The organism is Rhodococcus sp. ARC_M12 (genome assembly GCF_022810385.1).
GTDB lineage: Bacteria > Actinomycetota > Actinomycetes > Mycobacteriales > Mycobacteriaceae > Rhodococcoides > Rhodococcoides navarretei.
The window spans coordinates 148,879-168,695 of the sequence record NZ_JALGQI010000002.1 but is presented as its reverse complement, the minus strand read 5'-3'; the positions used below and the strand labels follow the sequence as shown (position 1 = coordinate 168,695).

Sequence of the window (19,817 nt, the reverse complement as noted above, 5' to 3'; positions counted from 1 at the left end):
AACATTGTGAAAGACAATCGGGAATTGGCAAGCGATCTGTCGCTTGCGGTGGTGAGGCTGACTCGCCACCTTCGGGGTAGGCGAGTGGACTCGCAAGTATCACTGACTCAGCTGTCGGCTCTGGCCACGCTGAGCCGGGAGGGCGATATGACTCCCGGTGCGTTGGCTGCGCGGGAGAGGGTGCAGCCTCCGTCGATGACGCGGGTGATCGCATCGTTGGCCGAGCTCGGTCTGGTGGTGCGCACGCCGCATCCGACCGACGGACGTCAGGTGATCGTGTCGCTCTCGCCGGCCGGCCGAGAGCTGATCGCCGACGAGGCCAGTGCCCGCGAGGCGTGGATGACCGCGCAGCTGGCAGGGCTCGGACCCGAGCAGCTCGACACGCTTCGAGACGCGGTGAAAATCATCAGCGCATTGGTCAGCGACTCCGAGTAGTTACCTAGGTTTATTATTTGAACGGTGGCCCCTGCTTCCCGTACTTCCGGCTCGACGATGTTCGCCGCCCTGAAGACTCGCAACTACCGATTGTGGGCTTCGGGGCAGATCGTCTCGCTGGTCGGCACCTGGATGCAGCGGGTCGCCCAGGACTGGCTCGTTCTGACGCTGTCCGGCGGCAACGGCTTTGCCGTCGGCATCGTCATGGCCCTGCAATTCGGGCCGACGCTGTTCCTGTCGGTCTGGGGAGGGGTACTGGCGGACCGGTACGACAAGCGCAAGCTCCTCATGATCACCCAGATCTTCGCCGCGGTCTGTGGCCTTGTCCTGGGTGTGCTCGATGTCGGGGGGATGGTCGAGCTGTGGCACGTCTACCTCATCGCCTTCATCCTAGGCTGCTCGTCGGCGATCGATGCGCCGGTGCGGCAATCGTTCACCATCGAGATGGTCGGTAAAGAGACCCTCGCCAACGCAATTGCGTTGAACTCCATGACCTTCAACATGGCCCGCATCGTCGGGCCTGCCGTCTCCGGAGTGCTCATCACCCTCGTCGGCACCGGCTGGGTGTTTCTCATCAATGCCGTGTCGTTCGCGGCCGTGTTCGGTGCTCTCGTGGCGATGAACGTCGGTCAGCTCTTCCGCGTCGAACCCGCCCCACGCGCCAAAGGGCAGGTGCGGGAGGGCTTTCGGTATGTCTGGGGGCGCGGCGACCTGAGGGTCCTGCTGGCAACGGTCTTCATGGTCTCGACATTCGGGCTGAACTTTCCGCTGAGTCTGTCGGTGTTGGCGCGCAACACGTTCGGCAGCGGAGCAGACGCCTACGGTCTGCTGTCGACCACCCTCGCGGTCGGTACCTTGGCCGGAGCGACCCTGGCGGCCCGGCGCGCCACGGCACCGCGATTACGGCTCTTCATCGGTGCAGTCATCGCGTTCGGGATTTTCGAGCTGCTCGTGGGGTTGATGCCCAATTACGTTCTGGTGGCGATCCTGTTGGTGCCTACCGGCGCGTTGACGTTGACCTTCACGACGTCGGCGATGAATATTCTGCAGATGTCGGTGCCGTCCGATATGCGCGGACGCGTGATGGGTATCTACATGCTGTGCTTCCTGGGCGGAACCCCGCTGGGCAGCCCGGTCCTCGGCTGGCTCGCCGATGTGCTCGATCCGCGTGCCCCGCTCGTGTTCGGCGGCATCATCTCCCTGGCAACGGGACTCTTCGCGGCCGTATATCTACTGCGGCACAACAACTTGCGGATCACCGTGGTACCGCCCGCCGGCGGACACCGGCTGCCGACGCTCGATACGGTGGCCGCCACCGCCAAGGTGTGACGCGTTCAGATCCACCCGTGGCGTCGGGCCAGTGCGCAGGCCTCGTGCCGATTCGCCGCGCCGAGCTTCGCGGCGGCGGCGGACAGGTAGTTGCGGGTGGTGCCGGGCGACAGATGCGCGCGCTGTGCGATCTCCGCTATCGATGCACCGTCGGCGGCGAACTCGAGTACGTCCGCTTCACGCGGGGTGAGCGGTGAATCCCCGGCTCCGATGGCTTCTGCAGCGAGCGTCGGATCGACGTAGCGTCCGCCGCCGTGCACGGTGCGCACCACCTCGGCGAGGGTGGCGGCCGAGGTGGTCTTCGGCAGGAACCCGCGCACTCCGGCCTCCAACGCCTTCTTCAGATAGCCGGGTCGACCGTGGCTGGTGACGATGATCGACGCACACGTCGGTAGGGCTTCTCCAATCTTCTGGGCCGTCTCGATGCCGTCGATTCCGCCCATCTGTAGGTCCAGCACTGCCACATCGGGGGCGAGAGAGGCTGCGATGGTCAACGCTTTCTCGCCGGAGTCGGCCTGCCCGACGATCTCGATGTCGTCCTCGAGATCGAGCATGGTCGCCAGAGCAGTTCGGATCAGATTCTCGTCGTCGGCCAGTAGAACTCGAATCATGGTGTGGTCCTCGGCTTCTGGGTCGATGTCGGTAACGCCGCAGTGAGGATGAATTCCTCGCTCGTCTTCTCTGTGTTCAGCGCCCCTCCGACCGCGACCAATCTCTCGCGCAGACCGCTCAGGCCGGTGCCGTCGTCGCGGCCGGCCGACGCGTGCGGATTGTCGTTGACGAGTCGAATGCTGTTGTCGGTCAGTTCGATCAGACAGTACGTGGCCGCGGAGTGGCGCAGAATGTTCGTCACACCCTCACGGACGATCCAGGCAGCCGCCTCGGCCGCCGGCTCGGACAGAGTGGAGGTCTCGCCGACCAGTTCGGTGGAGATACCTGCGGCGGACAGCAGCGATCGGGCTCCGTCGAGTTCCGATGCCACATCGACCGATCGATAGCCGCGAACGAGCTTTCTGGCGTCGGCCATGGATTCCTGGGCCAGCAGGCGAACCTCGTCCATCTGGCCCGCAGCACGGTCGTCACCCCGACGAGCAAGCGTCGCGGCGAGTTCGCTCTTGACGGCGATGGCGGACAGTGCGCGGCCGACGACGTCGTGCAGATCTCGCGAGAACCTCAGACGCTCCTCGGCGACCGAGAGCGCGGCCGCGGCGTCGCGGGTGGCGTCGAGTTCGGTGACGATGCGCAGCAGCCATGCCGACAGTTGCAGGGTGAAAGCCATGAAGGCGATGAAGAGACCGAGCACCAGCGTTTCGATCGCGGGGCGCCCCAGAGCCGCCGCAAGCGCAGCAGAGGCCACGGCGGCCGCCAGGCACCAGCGCAACGGGATCAGAGCTGCCACGGCAGTCGTGGCGAGGGCGGCGGCCCACAGCATGTTGTTCGAGTCTCCGCTGAACGCCACCACGACAGCGGAGACGGCCATGATCACCAGGGGCACGCGCGGACTTGCCTTCGAGATGCCACCGATAGCGGGAGTGCGCTGCACAATTACGAAAGTGGCTGCGGCGCAGACCGCTTCCGCCGCCATCGACAGATAGTCGTCGTACTGCAGAGATGTGAGCATCGCTGCGATTCCCACAGCGACGGCGAGCGTCAGGAACGATTGACGGGTGTAGACGCGCACCTTGTCCACTGCACTGCTGTCGTTCCAGCCGTGCAGTGGATTGAGGTACTCGTACAGCTTCATGGTCTCCAGCCTTGCAGACGGTCGACGAAGGGTGCGATCTAGGATCGCGGTTCCCAGCGGAAATGCGTGCGGGCGATCAGCAGACTGCCGACGATCCAGGCGAGCATCACCGCCAGTGGCATTCCGGCTTCGCCGAAGGTGCCGGCGAATCCGATCGACGCGTCGCCGGGGGTGGTGGTGCCGAACCAGCCCAGGTTCAACAGGTCCGACACCGCGGCCATCGGAGTCAGCTCGATGACGTTGCTCAATGAATCCGGGACGACGCCACGCAGCGCAGACGACCCGACCATGGCGAGCAGGATGACCGGCAGGCTGGTGATCTGTGCGGCTTCCGCGTTGCGGGTGAAGGCGGACGTGATCAACGCCAGTGCCGCGAAGAGTGCCGCGCCGCCGAGGAGTGCGACGGCGACGAGCAGGGGATTGGTGGGAACCGGCCCACCGAAGGCCACCACCACGGCTCCGACGATCAGGCCGAGCGCGACGGTGAGTACCAGCGAGGGTATCGCCGGGCCCAGCAGTATTTGAACGTCCGAGCTTTCTCCGGTACGAAGTCGCTTCAGTACCAACTCGTCTCGACGTGTGGCATAGACCGAGAGCATGTTGTAGTAGACCAAGAGCACCAGCAGGAACAGTGCGAAGATCTCCAACGCACTCGCGACGCCTGCGTCCCTCAGCCCGCCGTCACCCCGGCTGCCGATGATCAGCAGCACGATGGGGACGATCAACGGCATGACGATCGCGTTGAACAGCAGTACTCGGTTGCGTCCCAGCAGCGTGAACTCTGCTCGCGACAGGGCGGTCATCGTGCTCATGCGCTCATCACCTTCTGTTCTGTAACGTCCGTATTGTCGAATTCGTCTGCGATGGAGAGGAACACGGTTTCCAGCGACGCCGCTCGGGCGTCCAGGCCGTGCAGTGTCACCCCGTTGTGTCGAGCCCACAGCAACAGATCGGTCAAGGTGTCCTGCACCGACGACGTCTGAATCGAGATGGTCTCTCCCGAGACGTCGACGGACGTACCGGGCAATGTCGGCAGCGCCGTACCGGGGGCTGTCAGTTCGATCTTCGCGGGGTGGTCGGCAACCACCTCGTCCACCGTTCCGCTGCGAACGACTGTGCCGCGGTGCATGATCGCCAACCGGTCACAGAGAGACTCGGCCTCGTCCAGGTAGTGCGTCGTGAGCATGATCGTCACCCCCGAGTTCTTCAGCTCCTGAATCAAACGCCATGTGTTGCGGCGACTTTCGGGGTCGAGTCCGGTAGTCGGTTCGTCCAGGAACAGCACTCGTGGACGGCTGATGATGGCGCAGGCCAGATCCAGTCTGCGCTGCTCGCCACCGGAGAGAAACTTCACCCGGGTATCGGCGCGGTCTGCCAGGTCGACGCGTTCGAGCACGTCCGCCACCGGCAGTGGATTGCTGCAGGTACCTGCCCACATCCGCAGGCTCTCGGCGGTCGTCAGATCCTGTGGCAGGCCGCCCTTCTGCAGCATGATGCCCAGAGAGGGGCGGACCTTGCGGCGATCGGACACGGGGTCCATTCCCATGATCCTGACCGAGCCCTTGCTGGGCCGCGAAAGACCCTGAATCACTTCGAGAGTGGATGTCTTGCCCGCACCGTTGGTGCCCAGCAACCCGAACAGCTCGCCCTCGGCGATGTGCAGATCGAGAGCTTTGACGGCGTCGTACGCGTTCTTACCCGAACCGTAGCGTCGAGTCATTCCGTCGACATCGATGATGGTCATGATTGCCTCCCCCAGTGGCGCATTCCGATGACGAACCGGACACCCATGAAGGCGACGATGACGCCGAGTGCGACGAACGCCGGAAGCGAGGTACCGACGATCGCGAACAGCACGGCGACGATGGCGATGGTGATGACGATGACGACGATCTCACGCGCCATCGTCGGAGCCGGCCCGAGCTCCATCAGATCGGTGAACAGGTTTCCTTCGTCTGGTTGCTTCATGACTACGAGTCTGCTGCGCCCGAACCACCGAAAACAGTGCAGCGCATCATGACCTGAAGTGACACCGTCACAGTCCAGCCATGACAAACGTCATGTGCTTTCCGACTGCGCCCTCGTTGCCGGGAGTTCGGGTACCTTCAGCACGTGAATCGCACCGAGCCGGCGAGCCCCGACCGTCGTACGCAGGTACGCGCTATTCTTGCGGGCTCCGTGCCGAACCTGGTGCAGTGGTTCAATCTGTACCTCTACGCAACGTTCGCGCCGTACTTTCGGACCGAGTTCTTCGATCCGGCCTCGACCGATTCTCTCGTGTACGTCTATGGACTCTTCGCACTGACCTTCGTCGTTCGCCCGCTCGGCTCGTGGTTGTTCGGCAGGCTCGCGGACGCGCGTGGCCGACAGTTCGCGCTCGTCGCGGCGGTGACTCTGATGTCGGCCGGATCGGTCGCTCTCGCGCTGACTCCCACCGTCCACGCGATCGGAGCCTGGGCGGCGGTGATTCTCGCGGTCGTGAGCATCGTCCAGGGCATCGCGACCGGTGGCGAGTATGCGGCGGCGACGGTGTTGCTCTCCGAATCGGGCACACGAGGCCATCGCGGATTCTTCGCCTCGTTCCAGGCCGCGACCATCGTCGGCGGCCTCGTGCTGGCGCAGACCTGCCTGCTCGTACTCCTCGCGAGCAGCGACCGTGCAGAAATCTCGGAGTGGGGATGGCGCCTGGCGTTCGTCGCCGGAGGGGCAGCCGGCCTGGCCTCGTTGTGGTGGGCCCGCGGACTCGATCGCACGCAACCTGCGCCGAGAACGCCACGAGCAGAGCGAGAATCCACGCTGGGGGCGCTGTTTCGCGATCACTGGCGTCCACTCGTCTGGGTGTTCCTGCTGACCGCAGGAGGAAGTGCAGCGTTCTACACCTATACCGTCACCGTTCCCTCGATCGTGCGCGAGACGTTCTTCGCCGCGGACGGTGACAGGGGAGAGCTCACGGCGACCGCTGTCGTACTTGCCGCCTTCGTGGTGCTGATGGTGCTGCAACCCATCGGCGGCGCACTGAGCGACCGTATCGGGAGGAAGCCGCTACTCATCGCCTTCGGGGCACTGGGCATCTCGGGTACCGGGGCGCTGCTGGTGGCGACCACTCGGGTGACGTCCCCACCGGTGGTCCTCGTCATCCTGATGTCGGCGTTCGTCGTTCTGACGTGCTACCTGTCGGTGAACGGCATCGCCAAAGCCGAAGTGTTTCCCGCACACATCCGTGCGCTCGGCGTCGGCTTCGGCTACGCGGTGGCGAACTCGCTCTTCGGCGGAACAGCACCGTTGATCTACCACGCCACCAGCGGTCACGGCAGTGTCGACTTCATCGTGTACATGACCGTGCTGATCGCGGTGACGCTGTGCGCCGCCCTCTGGATGCGAGGTGGCTCGGCGTCAGCGCTCGATGCGCCGAACGGCTCTAGAAACCCCAACCCATGACGGCCGGGCGTGCAGTTCCGAACGTCAGGTCGAGTGCATGCAGTGATTCTTCGTTGCGGGCGGTGAGGCGGTTGGCTGCGGCGAACAGTCGGGCCCGATGGGTGCCGAAGTAGATGCTGGCCAGCACGTCGATGTCGAGTTCGATGTCCGGCTCGGATTCCACCCGGGTACAGGTGGCTCGGCCGTCGGTCACGGTCAGCGAGTAGGTGCCGCCCGCATCGAGGAAGGGATCTCGCACAGCGATGATCAGCGAGGTGTCGAGTGCGTAGGTGCGAGCCTCCAACGCTGCCTCGACGTGCATGATGCGGCCCCACAGCGCGTCGTGATGCGCGGTGACTTTCGGTAGCCGATTGTTGGTCAGCAGGAACGGAAGTGCTTCGTCCCGTGCCTGCCGTACCTCGATGGTGTCGACCAGGTCGACCCCGACCAAGATCTGCCACAGCGCGGCGTACGCGTCGTCGGTCACCGCGATGAATTCCTCCACCACCACTCGGCTCGGGTTGCGTCCGCGTCGATAGGCGACGTAGCCGTCGGGATGGGCGATGAAGAACAGCGCCGTCAGCCCGCCGCGTCGGTTCTCACGATCGGCGAAGAATCGCTCCCAGCGGATCGGCGGCTTGGGCTGCGCGCCTGCGGTCTGCTGCTGCCAGCGATGGTAGATGTCGGGGAGCAGTTCGGTGGCCTCGGCCGATTCGATCAGTCGTACACCGGTTGCCGGGGGCGCGTCCTTGCGGAACTGCGCGAATCGACGGTCGATCGAGACGCTGATCTCCTCGGTCACCGGTCCGTAGCCGAAGCGTCCGTAGATCGTCGCCTCGCTGGCCGTGAGCAGCGAGAGGGGTGCGCCCGCGTCGTTCAGCGCGCGGTGCTGCTGAGTGAACATCGATCGCAGGATGCCGCGTCGACGATGCGTCGGCGCGACCGACACCCAGGAGACTCCGGACGCCTCGACCTGCGCACCACCGGGAACGGTGACCGACATCGGGAAGTGCATGGCCACACCCACCGGGGTCTCGCCGTCCCACGCCAGGTACACGTGCTCGGACTGGGTCAGGATCTGCGTCTCGGCCAGGTCCTCGGCGTTCTGGTGCTCGCCGAATGCATGGGCGTCGAGCAGCGCGACGGCATCCCAGTCGTCGTCGGTGGCGGTGCGGATGGTGATCGATTCGTCGGTAGTCATCGCTCTTTACTTTTCCATACAGAAGTAGGCCTTCGCCGAGGGACTGCCAGAAATGCCGGGTGACAAGATGAGCGGGTGGTGCATGTAATCGATATCGACGACCCATCGGACCCGCGACTGGACGACTTTCGCGATCTCAACTCGTCGGACAGGCGGCCCGACCTGCCCGAGGGCAAGGGCTTGGTGATCGCCGAGGGCGTGTTGGTTGCACAGCGTCTGTTGACCTCGCGTTTCCCGATGATCAGTCTGCTCGGTGTGGATCGACGGCTCGACGCCCTGCGCGACGATCTGGCAGATTCCGACGTCCCGTTCTACCGGACGTCGGCGGAGGTGATGGCCGAGGTCGTCGGGTTCCATCTCAATCGCGGGGTGTTGGCGGCGGCGAACAGACCGCCTGCGCTGGAACTGGACGAGGTGCTGGCCGACGCGAAGACGGTGGCGATTCTCGAGGGCGTCAACGATCACGAGAATCTCGGGTCGATGTTCCGCAACGCGGCAGGCCTCGGGGTGGACGCAGTGCTGTTCGGAGCCGCGTGCGCGGATCCGCTGTACCGACGTTCGGTGCGGGTATCGATGGGGCATGTGCTCCGCGTGCCGTTCGCGAAGGTGCCCGAGTGGCCGCGCGGCCTCGATCGCGTACGCGCGCACGGCTTTCAGCTGATCTCGCTGACGCCCAACCCGGAGGCGGTGTCGCTGGCTGCGGCGATGACGGGGGAGAAGGTTGCCCTGCTGCTCGGTGCGGAGGGGCCGGGCCTGACCGAACATGCCATGCGCGCCACGGATATTCGTGCTCGGATTCCGATGGCCCCTGGCACCGATTCGCTCAACGTGGCGACGGCCGCGGCGATGGGATTCTACGAACGCGTGCGGTTGACGTGATCGATCACGACGCGAGCGTGCGTTGGACCGGAATCCCGATCGCTGTGATCTCGGCGGCGCTCGTGGGAGTGGCCCTGACAGCATTCGGTCTGGAGCTGGCCAGAATTCATCCGTTGCTCGCGATCGGCCTGAACATCATCGTTGTCGCGGGTGCCGCGCCGACGGTCATGCGATGGCTCGTGACCCCGGTGTGGCGCTGGGCTGTGTACGGAGCCGGTATCGGTTCCATCCTGAGCTTCGTGGCACTGGCGGCGCTGGCGTTCTGACGTTCGCCGGGCACCCGGAGCGGGCAGGGTTGCGCACTACCGGCGACGATCGGCGGAAACCCGTCGACAGGCGGTCGTTGTGTGCAACTGTGCCCACCCGAGCCACTATTTGCGCGAGAACCAACGCTTCTTCGGCCGCGGTGCCTGCTCATCGGGGGCACCGGGCATCGGTTCCTGTGCACCCCGGCCGTTGGAGTTCTGCTGGTTCGGTGGCGGCGGTTCCTGCCCAGGAACGTACATCGAGAATCCGCAGACCGGCAGGGTGTTCGGATCGAATTCGTCCGCGTGCGGCGCGCCGGTGTAGCGGAATCCGAGCCACTCGGCGTTGGCGGCCTCGGCGAATTCCTGCGGGTGGAACGGAAGCGATTGCGGATCCGGCATCACGCCGGGGGGATAGATCAGTGGATGCTCACCGGCCCAGAAGGACCGTTCCCACACCAGGGGCAGGCCTGAGTCCTCGTAGATGTACACCGGTGTGGCGCTGAAGGAGCGGCGGAATTCACCGCGCTCCCAGTAGGCGAACGCTCCCCAGGCGTGTTGGGGATCCGAGGCGACGAGGTAGGTGTGCTCGGATGCCAGAGGGCGAGTGAAGGATTCGGGAAGACTCGACGGCGTGGGCACTGCGAGATTGGATCCACACACCACGGTGACGCCGGGGTAGCAGCCGATGAAGACGTGATCGTCGTCCACGCCTGCCGAGGTCGATATCGGGCCCTGTCCGAGGGGCACTGCCGTCAGGTGGGGGTACAGACGTCCGACGAGTGCGGTCGCAGCATTCCAGTCCGAGGTAGTTGCCTCTCGGAGAACAGAAATGGGATCCGGCGCGTCCACGTACCAGATCGTTGATGCTTTGGCCCCCACTACCGGCACCTCTCTCTCCGTTACCTCCTGGGAAGCCTACGGTGCGAGCGTCGGTGATTCTTCACCGCGCGGCACATCTGTCACGTTCAGTTGTGACCGCTGCTGCGAACGCCGAGCAGAACGTCCTCCCACGACGGCATGGCAGGCTTGCCGCGCTTGTCCTTGCCGCTGGTGTGACCCGCAGCCGGCTTGGGTGCGGGCTTGGGTTCCCTGGCCGCCGGTTCGCGAGGCTGCTCGGGCTCGGTGGTTTGCACAGCGTCCACCTCGACGTCGATGGTCTCGACATCCATTTCGCTGTCGGCGGTGGTGCCGTAGTACTCGTCGAAGCTCTGCTGTGAGGCCTCGTCGTCGCCCGAGTCCTCGGCGGACGCGAGTGCGCGCACCGGGGCCAGACCGCGAAGCTGGCGTCCGAAGTCGGGATCGATGAGTTCGTGTGCGGTGTCGTCGAGGGGCGCGATGGTGCCGCCGTGCCCGTCGGGGAGGAACTGCCAGTGCGCCTTGTTGGTGGTGCGGCCGGCCTGCCACTTCAACTGCGCGACCCATTTGTTGTCCTCGTCGCGCCAGGCGTCCCACGCCGCGTCGTCGAGGTTGTGCCCGCGAGCACGGAAGGCGAGGGTGACGATCTCGAGCAGGGTCTGCACGGCGGGGCCGTCGTGGCGCAGCGGATGACCGGCCTGAGCCATCGAAGCGGCCTGCGAGCGCTCGAGCAGCACGGGGTGCGCGAACACCTCGACGCGGCTGATGGCCATTCCGGAGTCGGCGGCAACCTGTTCGATGGTCGCTCCGCTGCGGATGCGCGCCTGAATTTCTTTCGGCCGAAGCAAGCTGTCCATTTCGATCTCAATCTGTCCTAGTCGAGCGATGTCGCCGCGGGAGGCCGCGCGGAGCTTGTCGTCGGCTGGAAGCCGGAATCTGTCGCCGGTCTTGGGATCTGCACACACGACGAACTTTCCGTCGGCCTCGAGACCCACCACACGTAAGTCTCGCACCTTGACCTCCTCATCGCGCCGGCTCGCGATACCGTCGAATTCGAGCCTAGTTCACTCGCCGTACTCGGCGGGTGTTCGACACGCATCGCGTGTGCCGACGATCGTTTCCCTATCAGAGGGTAGACAGCTGCGGGCCCGGCTGCACCCATTCGGTCGATGTTCCATCAATTGCTTTGTGCGGCAACGTCGATACGTCTCTGCGAAGGTAGACGGCACCCAGGCCGAAGCCGATGGTCAGGGCGATCGCGTGGCCGACGGCGGTGAAGGACGGGTCCGACACTCCACTGATGGTGACGACGCCGATCCACAGTGCGGCCCAGCCCGCACGCCACGGCATCGGCAGGTACCTGATCATCGACCCTGCGACCGCGGCTGCTGCGTAGCTGACACCGACGTCGACGGCCATCGCCAGCGAGTCGGCGAGCCAGTCGTTGTGAATGCCGATGAGCAGGCCCGCGGCCACCGATACCGTCGCACCGAGGTGTCCCGCACTGAAGGTCAGCAGAAAGCGGTGCCAGCCGGAGATCCACTCGGCGACGGCGAACAACAGGGCGACCGCGGCCAACCACGACCAATTCACCCGTCCTTCGGTGAGAAAGACGCTCGTGACGAGGGTGGCGAGGTGGCCGTCGGTCAGATTGTGCAGATTGGTGCTCGCCGCGTGCAGTACGTGCCAGCGATCGTGCGGGCCGATCTGGCCCAGCGCGACGATTCCCGCTGCCGCGAGAGCGCAGTACACCAGAGTCACACGAATCCGTAGCGCGAATGCCAGGAGCCTGTACATATGAGCGCTCCCTCCGCGGTCGTTACGCTTGCTTACTTGATAGCAAGTGTATGCCGCGAAGGGAGCGCTGTAGCTGTGAGCTTGCTGCGAATGGTCGTTCCGCAGGCTCCACTCCTGCCCTGGTAATCAGCTCAGTGTGGACACGACCCAGTCGATGCTCTTGGTCAGTGCGGTGATGTCGTCCGGCTCGATGGCCGGGAACATACCGACACGCAACTGGTTGCGGCCGAGCTTGCGGTACGGCTCGGTGTCGACGACGCCGTTGGCGCGCAGGATCTTGGCGACCTGGGCTGCGTCGACCTTCTCGTCGAAGTCGATGGTGCCGACGACCTGGCTGCGGTGATCCGGGTTGGTCACGAACGGCGTCGCGAATTCGCTCTTCTCGGCCCAGTCGTACAGACGTGAGGACGAATCGGCGGTGCGGCCGGTGGCCCAATCGAGGCCGCCCTGCGCGTTCAGCCACTCGATCTGGTCCGCGAACATCAGCAAGGTCGCCACGGCCGGGGTGTTGTACGTCTGGTTCTTGCTGCTGTTGTCGACGGCGATCGGCAGCGACAGGAAGTCCGGGACCCATCGATCCGTGGCAGCGATCTCGCTGACGCGCTCGAGTGCGGCCGGGCTCATCAGCGCCACCCACAGGCCACCGTCGGCGGCGAAGCACTTCTGCGGTGCGAAGTAGTAGACGTCCGAGTCGGCGACGTTCACCGGCAGACCGCCGGCACCGGAGGTGGCGTCGATCGCGATGAGGGCGTTCTCGGAGCCGGCCGGACGGCTGACCGGAATGGCCACGCCCGTCGAGGTCTCGTTGTGCGCCCAACCGATGAGGTCCACGGACGGGTCGGAGGTGGGCTCGGGCGCGCTGCCCGGCTCGGCCTTGACGACGATCGGGTCACCGATGAAGGGGTTGTTCTTGGCCACCGAGGCGAACTTCGAGCTGAACTCGCCGTTGGTCAGGTGCAGCGACTTCTCGCGGATGAGGCCGAACGCAGCGGCGTCCCAGAACGCGGTGGTGCCACCGTTGCCGAGCACGACCTCGTAGCCCTCGGGAAGCGAGAAGAGATCCTTCAGACCACTGCGTACACGTCCGACGACGTCCTTGACGGGCTTCTGCCGGTGGCTGGTGCCGAACACGGAAGCGCCGACGTCGACCAGGGATTGCAGCTGCTCGGGGCGAACCTTGGACGGGCCGCAACCGAAGCGTCCGTCGGCGGGCAGAAGATCGGCGGGAATGATCGGCAATTCGGCCATGGAGTAGCGCGTCCTAGCGTCGATGGAATATGGCATCCACAGGCTAGTCGGGTGTCATGACACCGTCGACTACCGGATCAGCTCCCAGCCGTCGACGGACTCGGGGGTGCGGGGTTCGGGGCCGGTGTAGAGGGCGGCCGGGCGAACCAGCTTGCCGAGCCGCTTCTGCTCCAGGATGTGGGCACACCAGCCCGCTGTGCGACCGCAGGTGAACATGGCGGGCATCATGTGCGCCGGTACCTCGGCGAAGTCCAGAATCACCGCAGCCCAGAACTCGACGTTGGTCTCGATGGCGCGGTCGGGGCGGCGCTCACGCAGTTCGGTCAGCGCGGCCTGTTCGAGCGCGGCAGCAACCTCGTAGCGTGGTGCGTTCAGCCGCTTCGCAGTTGCCCGCAGCACGCGGGCGCGGGGGTCCTCGGCGCGGTAGACGCGATGTCCGAAGCCCATGAGCTTCTCTTTGCGGTCCAGGATCCCGGTGATGAGAGCGCGTGCGTCACCGGTCCTCTCGACTTCTTCGATCATCGGCAGGACGCGGGCGGGCGCGCCGCCGTGCAGGGGCCCGGACATCGCACCGATGGCACCCGAGAGGCAGGCGGCGACGTCGGCTCCGGTGGAGGCGATGACCCGCGCGGTGAACGTCGACGCGTTCATCCCGTGCTCGGCAGCCGAGACCCAGTACGCGTCGATGGCGGCGACGTGAGCGGGATCCGGTTCACCCTTCCACCGGACCATGAACCGCTCGGTGACCGTCGCGGCCTCATCGATGCGGGTCTGCGGTACGGCGGGCTGATAGATGCCGCGAGCGGACTGGGCGACGTAGGACAGGGCCATCACCGACGCGCGAGCGAGGTTGTCGCGAGCGGTGGAGTCGTCGATGTCGAGTATCGGCTGGTAGCCCCAGATGGGTGCCAGCATCGCCAGACCCGCCTGTACGTCGACACGGACGTCACCGGTGTGAATCGGCAGCGGGAAGGGTTCGGCCGGGGGGAGTCCGCGACCGAATTCTCCGTCGACGAGCAGTGCCCATACATCGCCGAAGGTGACGTTCTGTGCGACGAGTTCTTCGATGTCGACACCGCGGTACCGCAGTGCGCCACCGTCCTTGTCGGGCTCGGCGATGTCGGAGGTGAACGCGACGACACCTTCGAGACCGGAGACGAAATCCTCGGGAACTCGTTGAACAGCCATGGCCTGTGGACTCCCTCGTCGCAACTGCACCCGGCTCTGCGCCGCATCCGGGCGTACTTCGTCAGAACCATAGCCGGGATCTACGCGGGAGTAGCGTCTGGGCTTGTGTCTGCAGAAGAACAGCGCCTGGCGAACATGCGGGTGGACTACGGAGAGCCCGAGGACCTCGATGTCGATGCTCTGGCGGGCGGGTGGTGTTCGCTGGCGCAGCAGTGGTTGTCCGACGCGATAGCCGCGAATCTGCCCGAGCCCAACGCCATCGTGTTGGGCACTGTCGACGAGGCGGGTAGACCCGCCACCCGCACCGTGTTGTGCAAGGACTTCGATGCAGACGGGGTGGTGTTCTACACCAACTACGACTCGGACAAGGGCCGTGCGCTCACTGCGACGCCGTACGCCTCGATCACGTTCCCCTGGATCGGAATTGCTCGCCAGCTCACGGTGCGCGGCCCGGTGGTCAAGGTCGACTCCGAGACCACCGAAACGTACTGGCACACGCGGCCCCGCGGCTCGCAGCTGGGGGCATGGGCGTCCGAGCAGTCGCGTCCCATCGGCTCGCGGGAAGACCTGGCTGCGCGTCTGGCCGAGGTCACCGCGACGTTCGACGGTATCGAGGTACCGGTGCCGCCGAACTGGGGCGGCTTTCGCGTCGAACCGGAGACGGTCGAGTTCTGGCAGGGCCGAACGAGCCGTATGCACAATCGAATTCGCCTGACGGTGGCAAGCGGTGTGATCGAGCGTCTGCAACCGTGAGCGGGTTGCGCGGCATCCTTGCCGACACGACTCCGCTGAAGACTCCGGCGTACCAGCGGTTGTGGTTGGCGAACATCGTCACCGTCATCGGGGCGCAGCTGTCCATCGTCGCTGTGCCGCAACAGGTTTTCCAGATCACGCTGAGCTCGGCCTACGTGGGTCTGACTGGTGTCTTCGCGCTGGTGCCGCTCATCGTGTTCGGTCTGTGGGGCGGGGCGCTGGCCGATGTGATGGACCGTCGCACCCTGCTGATGATCACCACGTGCGGCCTGATCGGAACGTCGGCTCTGTTCTGGTTGCAGGCGTTCCTGGACCTGAACAATGTGTGGATCATCCTGGTGCTGTTGGCCGTTCAGCAGGCGTTCTTCGCAGTGAATCAGCCGACGCGCAGCGCGATTCTCCCACGAATCCTGCCGGCCGAGCAGCTGCCGGCCGCGAACTCGCTGAACATGACGGTGTTCAACTTCGGTGCTATCGCCGGACCGCTCAGTGCAGGCATCCTCATCTATTACATCGGGCTCGAGACCCTCTATCTGATCGACACCATCGCACTGTTCGCCACCCTGTGGGCAGTGATCCGGCTGCCGGGGATACCGCCGGCGAAGTCGGGTCAGCGCGCTGGATTGCGTTCGGTGTTCGACGGTTTCGCCTACCTCGCCACCCAGAAGGTGTTGCTGGCCTCGTTCGTCGTCGACATCATCGCGATGGTGTTCGGTATGCCCCGGGCGCTCTTCCCACAGATCGCGCACGAGAGCTTCGGCGATCCGGCGTCGGGCGGTCCGGTTCTGGGCATGCTGTTCGCAGCGATGTCCGCGGGCGCTGTGGTGGGTGGGGTGTTCTCCGGCTGGCTGCCGCGAGTGCGCAGGCAAGGCCTCGCGGTGCTGATCTGCATCGTCGTGTGGGGCGTGGCGATGATCGGCTTCGGTCTGGCCGTCGGCGCGGCCACCGACGGGGCCACCACCGTCGCCCTCTGGTTCGCAATGGCGTTCCTGGCCCTCGGCGGTGGAGCCGACATGATCTCCGCGGCGTTCCGTAGCACGATGCTGCAGACCGTTGCGACCGACGAGATGCGTGGCCGACTGCAAGGTGTCTTCATCGTCGTCGTCGCGGGAGGGCCTCGCATCGGCGATGTCCTGCACGGTGCCGCAGCCGCGTCGGTGGGGACGGCAGCTGCCGCTGCGGGCGGCGGAGTGCTGGTCGTCATCGGGGTCTCGATCGCTGCCCTGGCACTTCCGGCGTTCATTCGCTACCGAGTGGGTGCGGTGGTAAAGAATGGCTCTCATGGCTGACGCGCAGACCTATTCGTTGACGAGCGGCAAGTATCGGGCAGACATCGCTGCCGTCGGAGCGGGCCTTCGGGTGCTCGAGTACGACGGCTCGCCGCTCACCGAGACCTGGGAGGCGGGCTCGAAGCCGCCGCTGTCGGCGGGACTGGTATTGGCCCCGTGGCCGAATCGAACGGCCGACGGCACGTTCGCCTTCGAAGGCGTCGAGCATCGGTTGGAGATCACCGAGCCTTCGCGGAACAACGCCAGCCACGGATTCGTCCGACGCGTGGCGTGGACTCTCGTGGAGCACACGGACAGTCGCGTCGAGCAGAGCGTGGACATCGGTGTGCATCCGGGTTGGCCGTTCTCGGTGACGGTCACCGTGGTGCACGAGTTGTCGGCGGACGGTCTCACCGTCACCGCGTCGGCGAAGAATGCCGGTGATTTCGCGGCACCGTTCGGTATCGGTTTTCACACCTTCGTCCGGGTGGGGGATGTGCCGCTCGACGAGTGCACGGTCGAGCTCTCGGCCGGGACGCGGCTACCGCTCGATCCGGTGCGCAATCTCCCGGTGGGAAACTCGGTCCCGACGGCCGATACCGAGTACGACTTCCGGCAGCCGCGAAGCCTGGAGGGCGTGCAGCTCGACACTCCGTTCAGTGCGTCGCTACCCGACGCCGACGGTCGTGCGAACCATGTGCTGCGTGGTCCCGACGGCACTGCGACCGTGCTGTGGACCGACAGCAGCTTCGGTTGGGTCCAGGTGTTCACCGCCGATCCCGCCAACGATCAGGCCTATCCCGATCGGGGACGAGCGCTGGCGATCGAGCCGATGACCTGCCCACCCGATGCGTTGAATTCCGAGATCGATCTGATCGTGCTCGAACCAGGGCAAACCTGGTCCGGCACCTGGGGAATGAGGTACGAGAAGTGACGATTCTGGTGTGCGGTGAAGCGTTGGTCGATCTGGTCCCGGTGCACGAGGGTCCGCTGCTCTCGCCCAAGCTCGGCGGCGGACCGTTCAACGTCGCTGTTGCGATCGGTCGACTGGGTTCGCCCGTCGCGTACCTCTCGCGGATCTCCCGCGACCCGTTCGGCGAGCAGATTCTGGCGAGTCTGCGCGACGCGGGCGTCGACGTGTCGTGGGTGCAGCGCGGCGACGAGCCGACGACGTTGGCGATGACCACGCTCGCCGAGGACGGCAGCGCCGAGTACTCGTTCTACGCCGACGGCACTGCCGACCGCCTGGTGGCCGATCCCGGTGACCTGCCGGACGAGATCAGCGTGCTCTCGTTCGGCACACTGTCTCTGCTCTACGAGCCCGGCGCGTCGATGTACGCGGGCCTGCTGCACCGCGCTCGGGCTGCGGGCAAGCTCACAATGCTCGACCCGAACATTCGGCCTGCTGCCATCGACAGCACCAGTGGCGACATCACCGCCGACGGTTTTCGCGATCGCTTCCGTTCGTGGTTGCCCAGCATCGACATTCTCAAGGTGTCCGAGGACGACTCGCATTGGCTGGGTCTCGGAACGCAGGGCACCACCGTCGACGACTGGCTCGCGGCAGGGGTCACCGCGGTGGTGATGACCCGCGGCGGCGACGGCATCTCGGTCTTCACCGCCCCCGAGCAGAACTCGACCTCGGGAATCGTGGCAGCCGAGGAAACATCTGTTGCGGGTGTGGCCGTCGACGTCGTCGACACGATCGGCGCTGGTGACACCGTGCACGGGGCTCTGCTGAGCTTTTTGCAGAAGGAGAGCATTATCACATCGAACGCGGTGAAACAGATGAGCAAGCAAGATTGGCAGTCAGCGCTCGAGTTCGCTGCGAAGGCAGCGGCAATCACGGTTTCGCGCCCCGGTGCCGACCCTCCCTGGGCGTCCGAGGCGTCGAGAGACTAGTTTCACTATCGACGTTAGAACTGTCCGCTTCAAGTACGTGTCCGTTACACGAGTTCGAGAGGGACCATTCGTGCCCGCTGAGAATGATGCCAAAGCCACCCTCACCTATCCCGGTGGCGAATACTCCATGTCGATTGCCGAGGCCTCCGAGGGCAACAACGGCATCGAACTGGGGAAGTTGCTGGCCACCACCGGCTACACGACGTTGGACGGCGGGTTCGTCAACACCGCGTCGACCAAGTCGGCCATCACCTACATCGACGGCGACGCAGGCATCCTGCGCTACCGCGGATACCCGATCGAACAGCTCGCGGGCAAGTCGTCGTTCATCGAGGTCAGCTACCTGCTGATCTACGGAGAGCTGCCGTCGGAGGTCGAGCTCGAGAAGTTCACCGACAAGATCCGTCGGCACACTCTGCTGCACGAGGACCTCAAGCGGTTCTTCGACGGCTTCCCGCGTAACGCGCATCCGATGCCGGTGCTGTCGAGCGCCGTCAACGCGCTGTCGGCGTACTACCAGGATTCGCTCGACCCCAACGATCCGGAGCAGGTCGAACTCTCGACCATCCGTCTGCTGGCCAAGCTGCCGACCATCGCGGCGTACGCCTACAAGAAGTCCGTCGGTCAGCCGTTCCTGTACCCGGACAACTCGAAGAGTCTGGTCGAGAACTTCCTTCGCCTCACCTTCGGCTTCCCGGCCGAGCCGTACGAGGTCGACCCCGAGATCGTCAAGGCACTCGACATGCTGCTCATCCTGCATGCCGATCACGAGCAGAACTGCTCGACGTCGACGGTCCGGCTCGTCGGATCCTCGCAGGCCAACCTGTTCACCTCGATCTCCGGCGGCATCAACGCACTGTGGGGCCCGCTGCACGGCGGAGCCAACCAGGCCGTGCTCGAGATGCTCGACAAGATCAAGGCCGAGGGCGGCGACGCCACCGACTTCCTGCGTCGAGTGAAGAACAAGGAAGACGGCGTCAAGCTCATGGGCTTCGGACACCGGGTGTACAAGAACTTCGATCCGCGCGCGACGCTGGTCAAGGAAACTGCACATACGATCCTCGGCAAGCTGGGCAACGGCGACGAGCTGCTCGAGATCGCCCTCAAGCTCGAAGAGACCGCGTTGACCGACGACTACTTCGTCGAGCGCAAGCTCTACCCCAACGTGGACTTCTACACCGGCCTGATCTACCGCGCGATGGGCTTCCCGCCGCGCATGTTCACGGTGTTGTTCGCGATGGGCCGTCTCCCGGGCTGGATCGCGCACTGGCGCGAGCAGAACGAGGACACGACCGGCAAGATCGGCCGTCCGCGCCAGATCTACACCGGCTACACCGAGCGCGACTACCAGGACGTCAGCTCCCGCTAGTTTCTGCCGTACTACGACGCCGCCGGCTCCCATGTGGAGCCGGCGGCGTTGTTGTTGGTGCCGCTGCGCCGAGTTCGCACTTACGCAGGCGATTTGGCCACTTTCGGCTGCACAACTGCGATCTCGCTGCGTGACGGCCGAGTGCGCGCGTCGAGTTCGAGGTTATGGACGTATTTCGGCCGGA

General features: G+C 65.2%; 21 protein-coding genes. 10 read left to right on the top strand and 11 right to left on the bottom strand.

What is annotated here, in order from left to right:
- Window positions 1-6 precede the first annotated feature (6 nt).
- Both MTX35_RS04335 and MTX35_RS04330 read left to right on the top strand, forming a co-directional pair.
- Entirely contained in the window at window positions 7-435 is a 429-nt protein-coding gene (locus MTX35_RS04335; protein WP_243593967.1) for a MarR family winged helix-turn-helix transcriptional regulator, read from the top strand.
- Between the two features lie 57 nt (window positions 436-492).
- Window positions 493-1,764 carry an MFS transporter gene (locus MTX35_RS04330; protein WP_243593966.1) on the top strand — a complete coding sequence of 424 codons (1,272 nt, stop codon included), beginning with the start codon at window positions 493-495 and terminating at the stop codon, window positions 1,762-1,764.
- Between the two features lie 5 nt (window positions 1,765-1,769).
- Here MTX35_RS04330 and MTX35_RS04325 read toward each other — a convergent pair whose 3' ends face one another.
- The 5 genes from MTX35_RS04325 to MTX35_RS04305 are packed head-to-tail and all read right to left on the bottom strand — an operon-like array spanning window position 1,770 to window position 5,476.
- A complete protein-coding gene (locus tag MTX35_RS04325) occupies window positions 1,770-2,375 on the bottom strand; it encodes a response regulator transcription factor (protein WP_243593792.1) in 606 nt (201 codons plus the stop codon).
- Window positions 2,372-3,508 (bottom strand): sensor histidine kinase, encoded by a 1,137-nt coding sequence (locus tag MTX35_RS04320; RefSeq protein ID WP_243593791.1) that lies wholly within the window; start codon window positions 3,506-3,508, stop codon window positions 2,372-2,374. The genes MTX35_RS04325 and MTX35_RS04320 overlap by 4 nt, the downstream gene beginning before the upstream one ends.
- A 38-nt stretch (window positions 3,509-3,546) precedes the next feature.
- Complete coding sequence (locus MTX35_RS04315) at window positions 3,547-4,320, bottom strand: ABC transporter permease (RefSeq protein WP_243593790.1); 774 nt, start codon at window positions 4,318-4,320, stop codon at window positions 3,547-3,549.
- On the bottom strand, window positions 4,317-5,252 hold the full coding sequence (locus tag MTX35_RS04310) for an ABC transporter ATP-binding protein (RefSeq protein WP_243593789.1): 936 nt from the start codon (window positions 5,250-5,252) through the stop codon (window positions 4,317-4,319). The genes MTX35_RS04315 and MTX35_RS04310 overlap by 4 nt, the downstream gene beginning before the upstream one ends.
- On the bottom strand, window positions 5,249-5,476 hold the full coding sequence (locus MTX35_RS04305; protein ID WP_243593788.1) for a hypothetical protein: 228 nt from the start codon (window positions 5,474-5,476) through the stop codon (window positions 5,249-5,251). The genes MTX35_RS04310 and MTX35_RS04305 overlap by 4 nt, the downstream gene beginning before the upstream one ends.
- Before the next feature lie 144 nt (window positions 5,477-5,620).
- Between MTX35_RS04305 and MTX35_RS04300 the strand changes: the two genes are divergently transcribed.
- A complete protein-coding gene (locus MTX35_RS04300; RefSeq protein WP_243593787.1) occupies window positions 5,621-6,946 on the top strand; it encodes an MFS transporter in 1,326 nt (441 codons plus the stop codon).
- Here the strand turns inward: MTX35_RS04300 and MTX35_RS04295 are convergent.
- Window positions 6,927-8,126: a GNAT family N-acetyltransferase gene (locus MTX35_RS04295; protein WP_243593786.1), complete on the bottom strand. Its 1,200-nt coding sequence runs from the start codon at window positions 8,124-8,126 to the stop codon at window positions 6,927-6,929. The two genes, MTX35_RS04300 and MTX35_RS04295, sit on opposite strands and share 20 nt — an antisense overlap.
- A 75-nt stretch (window positions 8,127-8,201) precedes the next feature.
- Here MTX35_RS04295 and MTX35_RS04290 point away from each other — a divergent pair, with 75 nt between their 5' ends.
- Together MTX35_RS04290 and MTX35_RS04285 are read left to right on the top strand one after the other, a co-directional pair.
- Window positions 8,202-9,005, top strand: a complete 804-nt coding sequence (locus MTX35_RS04290) for an RNA methyltransferase (RefSeq protein WP_243593785.1) — start codon at window positions 8,202-8,204, stop codon at window positions 9,003-9,005.
- Window positions 9,002-9,271, top strand: a complete 270-nt coding sequence (locus tag MTX35_RS04285) for a DUF2537 domain-containing protein (RefSeq protein ID WP_243593784.1) — start codon at window positions 9,002-9,004, stop codon at window positions 9,269-9,271. The genes MTX35_RS04290 and MTX35_RS04285 overlap by 4 nt, the downstream gene beginning before the upstream one ends.
- A gap of 105 nt (window positions 9,272-9,376) precedes the next feature.
- Here the strand turns inward: MTX35_RS04285 and MTX35_RS04280 are convergent, their stop codons facing one another.
- The 5 genes from MTX35_RS04280 to MTX35_RS04260 form a co-directional block, all read right to left on the bottom strand.
- Window positions 9,377-10,132, bottom strand: a complete 756-nt coding sequence (locus tag MTX35_RS04280) for a hypothetical protein (RefSeq protein ID WP_243593965.1) — start codon at window positions 10,130-10,132, stop codon at window positions 9,377-9,379.
- A gap of 86 nt (window positions 10,133-10,218) precedes the next feature.
- Window positions 10,219-11,121, bottom strand: a complete 903-nt coding sequence (gene sepH, locus MTX35_RS04275) for a septation protein SepH (RefSeq protein ID WP_243593783.1) — start codon at window positions 11,119-11,121, stop codon at window positions 10,219-10,221.
- 112 nt (window positions 11,122-11,233) lie between these two features.
- Complete coding sequence (locus MTX35_RS04270) at window positions 11,234-11,905, bottom strand: rhomboid-like protein (protein ID WP_243593782.1); 672 nt, start codon at window positions 11,903-11,905, stop codon at window positions 11,234-11,236.
- A gap of 126 nt (window positions 11,906-12,031) precedes the next feature.
- Window positions 12,032-13,153 carry a phosphoserine transaminase gene (serC, locus tag MTX35_RS04265; RefSeq protein WP_243593781.1) on the bottom strand — a complete coding sequence of 374 codons (1,122 nt, stop codon included), beginning with the start codon at window positions 13,151-13,153 and terminating at the stop codon, window positions 12,032-12,034.
- Between the two features lie 69 nt (window positions 13,154-13,222).
- Window positions 13,223-14,341 (bottom strand): citrate synthase 2, encoded by a 1,119-nt coding sequence (locus MTX35_RS04260; protein ID WP_243593780.1) that lies wholly within the window; start codon window positions 14,339-14,341, stop codon window positions 13,223-13,225.
- Window positions 14,342-14,476: 135 nt separating this feature from the next.
- Between MTX35_RS04260 and pdxH the strand changes: the two genes are divergently transcribed.
- The 5 genes from pdxH (at window position 14,477) to MTX35_RS04235 (ending at window position 19,633) form a co-directional block, all read left to right on the top strand.
- A complete protein-coding gene (pdxH, locus tag MTX35_RS04255) occupies window positions 14,477-15,094 on the top strand; it encodes a pyridoxamine 5'-phosphate oxidase (RefSeq protein WP_243593964.1) in 618 nt (205 codons plus the stop codon).
- Window positions 15,095-15,099: 5 nt separating this feature from the next.
- Window positions 15,100-16,383: an MFS transporter gene (locus tag MTX35_RS04250; RefSeq protein ID WP_243593963.1), complete on the top strand. Its 1,284-nt coding sequence runs from the start codon at window positions 15,100-15,102 to the stop codon at window positions 16,381-16,383.
- Complete coding sequence (locus MTX35_RS04245) at window positions 16,367-17,296, top strand: aldose 1-epimerase family protein (RefSeq protein ID WP_243593779.1); 930 nt, start codon at window positions 16,367-16,369, stop codon at window positions 17,294-17,296. Before MTX35_RS04250 ends, MTX35_RS04245 begins: the two co-directional genes overlap by 17 nt.
- The gene (locus MTX35_RS04240; RefSeq protein ID WP_243593778.1) at window positions 17,293-18,264 is read left to right on the top strand and encodes a carbohydrate kinase; all 972 of its coding nucleotides are present in this window, start codon (window positions 17,293-17,295) and stop codon (window positions 18,262-18,264) included. Before MTX35_RS04245 ends, MTX35_RS04240 begins: the two co-directional genes overlap by 4 nt.
- Before the next feature lie 70 nt (window positions 18,265-18,334).
- On the top strand, window positions 18,335-19,633 hold the full coding sequence (locus MTX35_RS04235; RefSeq protein WP_243593777.1) for a citrate synthase: 1,299 nt from the start codon (window positions 18,335-18,337) through the stop codon (window positions 19,631-19,633).
- Window positions 19,634-19,817: the final 184 nt, after the last annotated feature.

Coding starts and splice junctions, on each gene's coding strand:
- MTX35_RS04330 (WP_243593966.1), top strand. CDS start 493: ATGTTCGCCGCCCTGAAGACTCGCAACTACCGATTGTGGGCTTCGGGG.
- MTX35_RS04325 (WP_243593792.1), bottom strand. CDS start 2,375: ATGATTCGAGTTCTACTGGCCGACGACGAGAATCTGATCCGAACTGCT.
- MTX35_RS04320 (WP_243593791.1), bottom strand. CDS start 3,508: ATGAAGCTGTACGAGTACCTCAATCCACTGCACGGCTGGAACGACAGC.
- MTX35_RS04315 (WP_243593790.1), bottom strand. CDS start 4,320: ATGAGCACGATGACCGCCCTGTCGCGAGCAGAGTTCACGCTGCTGGGA.
- MTX35_RS04310 (WP_243593789.1), bottom strand. CDS start 5,252: ATGACCATCATCGATGTCGACGGAATGACTCGACGCTACGGTTCGGGT.
- MTX35_RS04305 (WP_243593788.1), bottom strand. CDS start 5,476: ATGAAGCAACCAGACGAAGGAAACCTGTTCACCGATCTGATGGAGCTC.
- MTX35_RS04295 (WP_243593786.1), bottom strand. CDS start 8,126: ATGACTACCGACGAATCGATCACCATCCGCACCGCCACCGACGACGAC.
- MTX35_RS04270 (WP_243593782.1), bottom strand. CDS start 11,905: ATGTACAGGCTCCTGGCATTCGCGCTACGGATTCGTGTGACTCTGGTG.
- serC (WP_243593781.1), bottom strand. CDS start 13,153: ATGGCCGAATTGCCGATCATTCCCGCCGATCTTCTGCCCGCCGACGGA.
- MTX35_RS04260 (WP_243593780.1), bottom strand. CDS start 14,341: ATGGCTGTTCAACGAGTTCCCGAGGATTTCGTCTCCGGTCTCGAAGGT.
- pdxH (WP_243593964.1), top strand. CDS start 14,477: ATGCGGGTGGACTACGGAGAGCCCGAGGACCTCGATGTCGATGCTCTG.
- MTX35_RS04245 (WP_243593779.1), top strand. CDS start 16,367: ATGGCTCTCATGGCTGACGCGCAGACCTATTCGTTGACGAGCGGCAAG.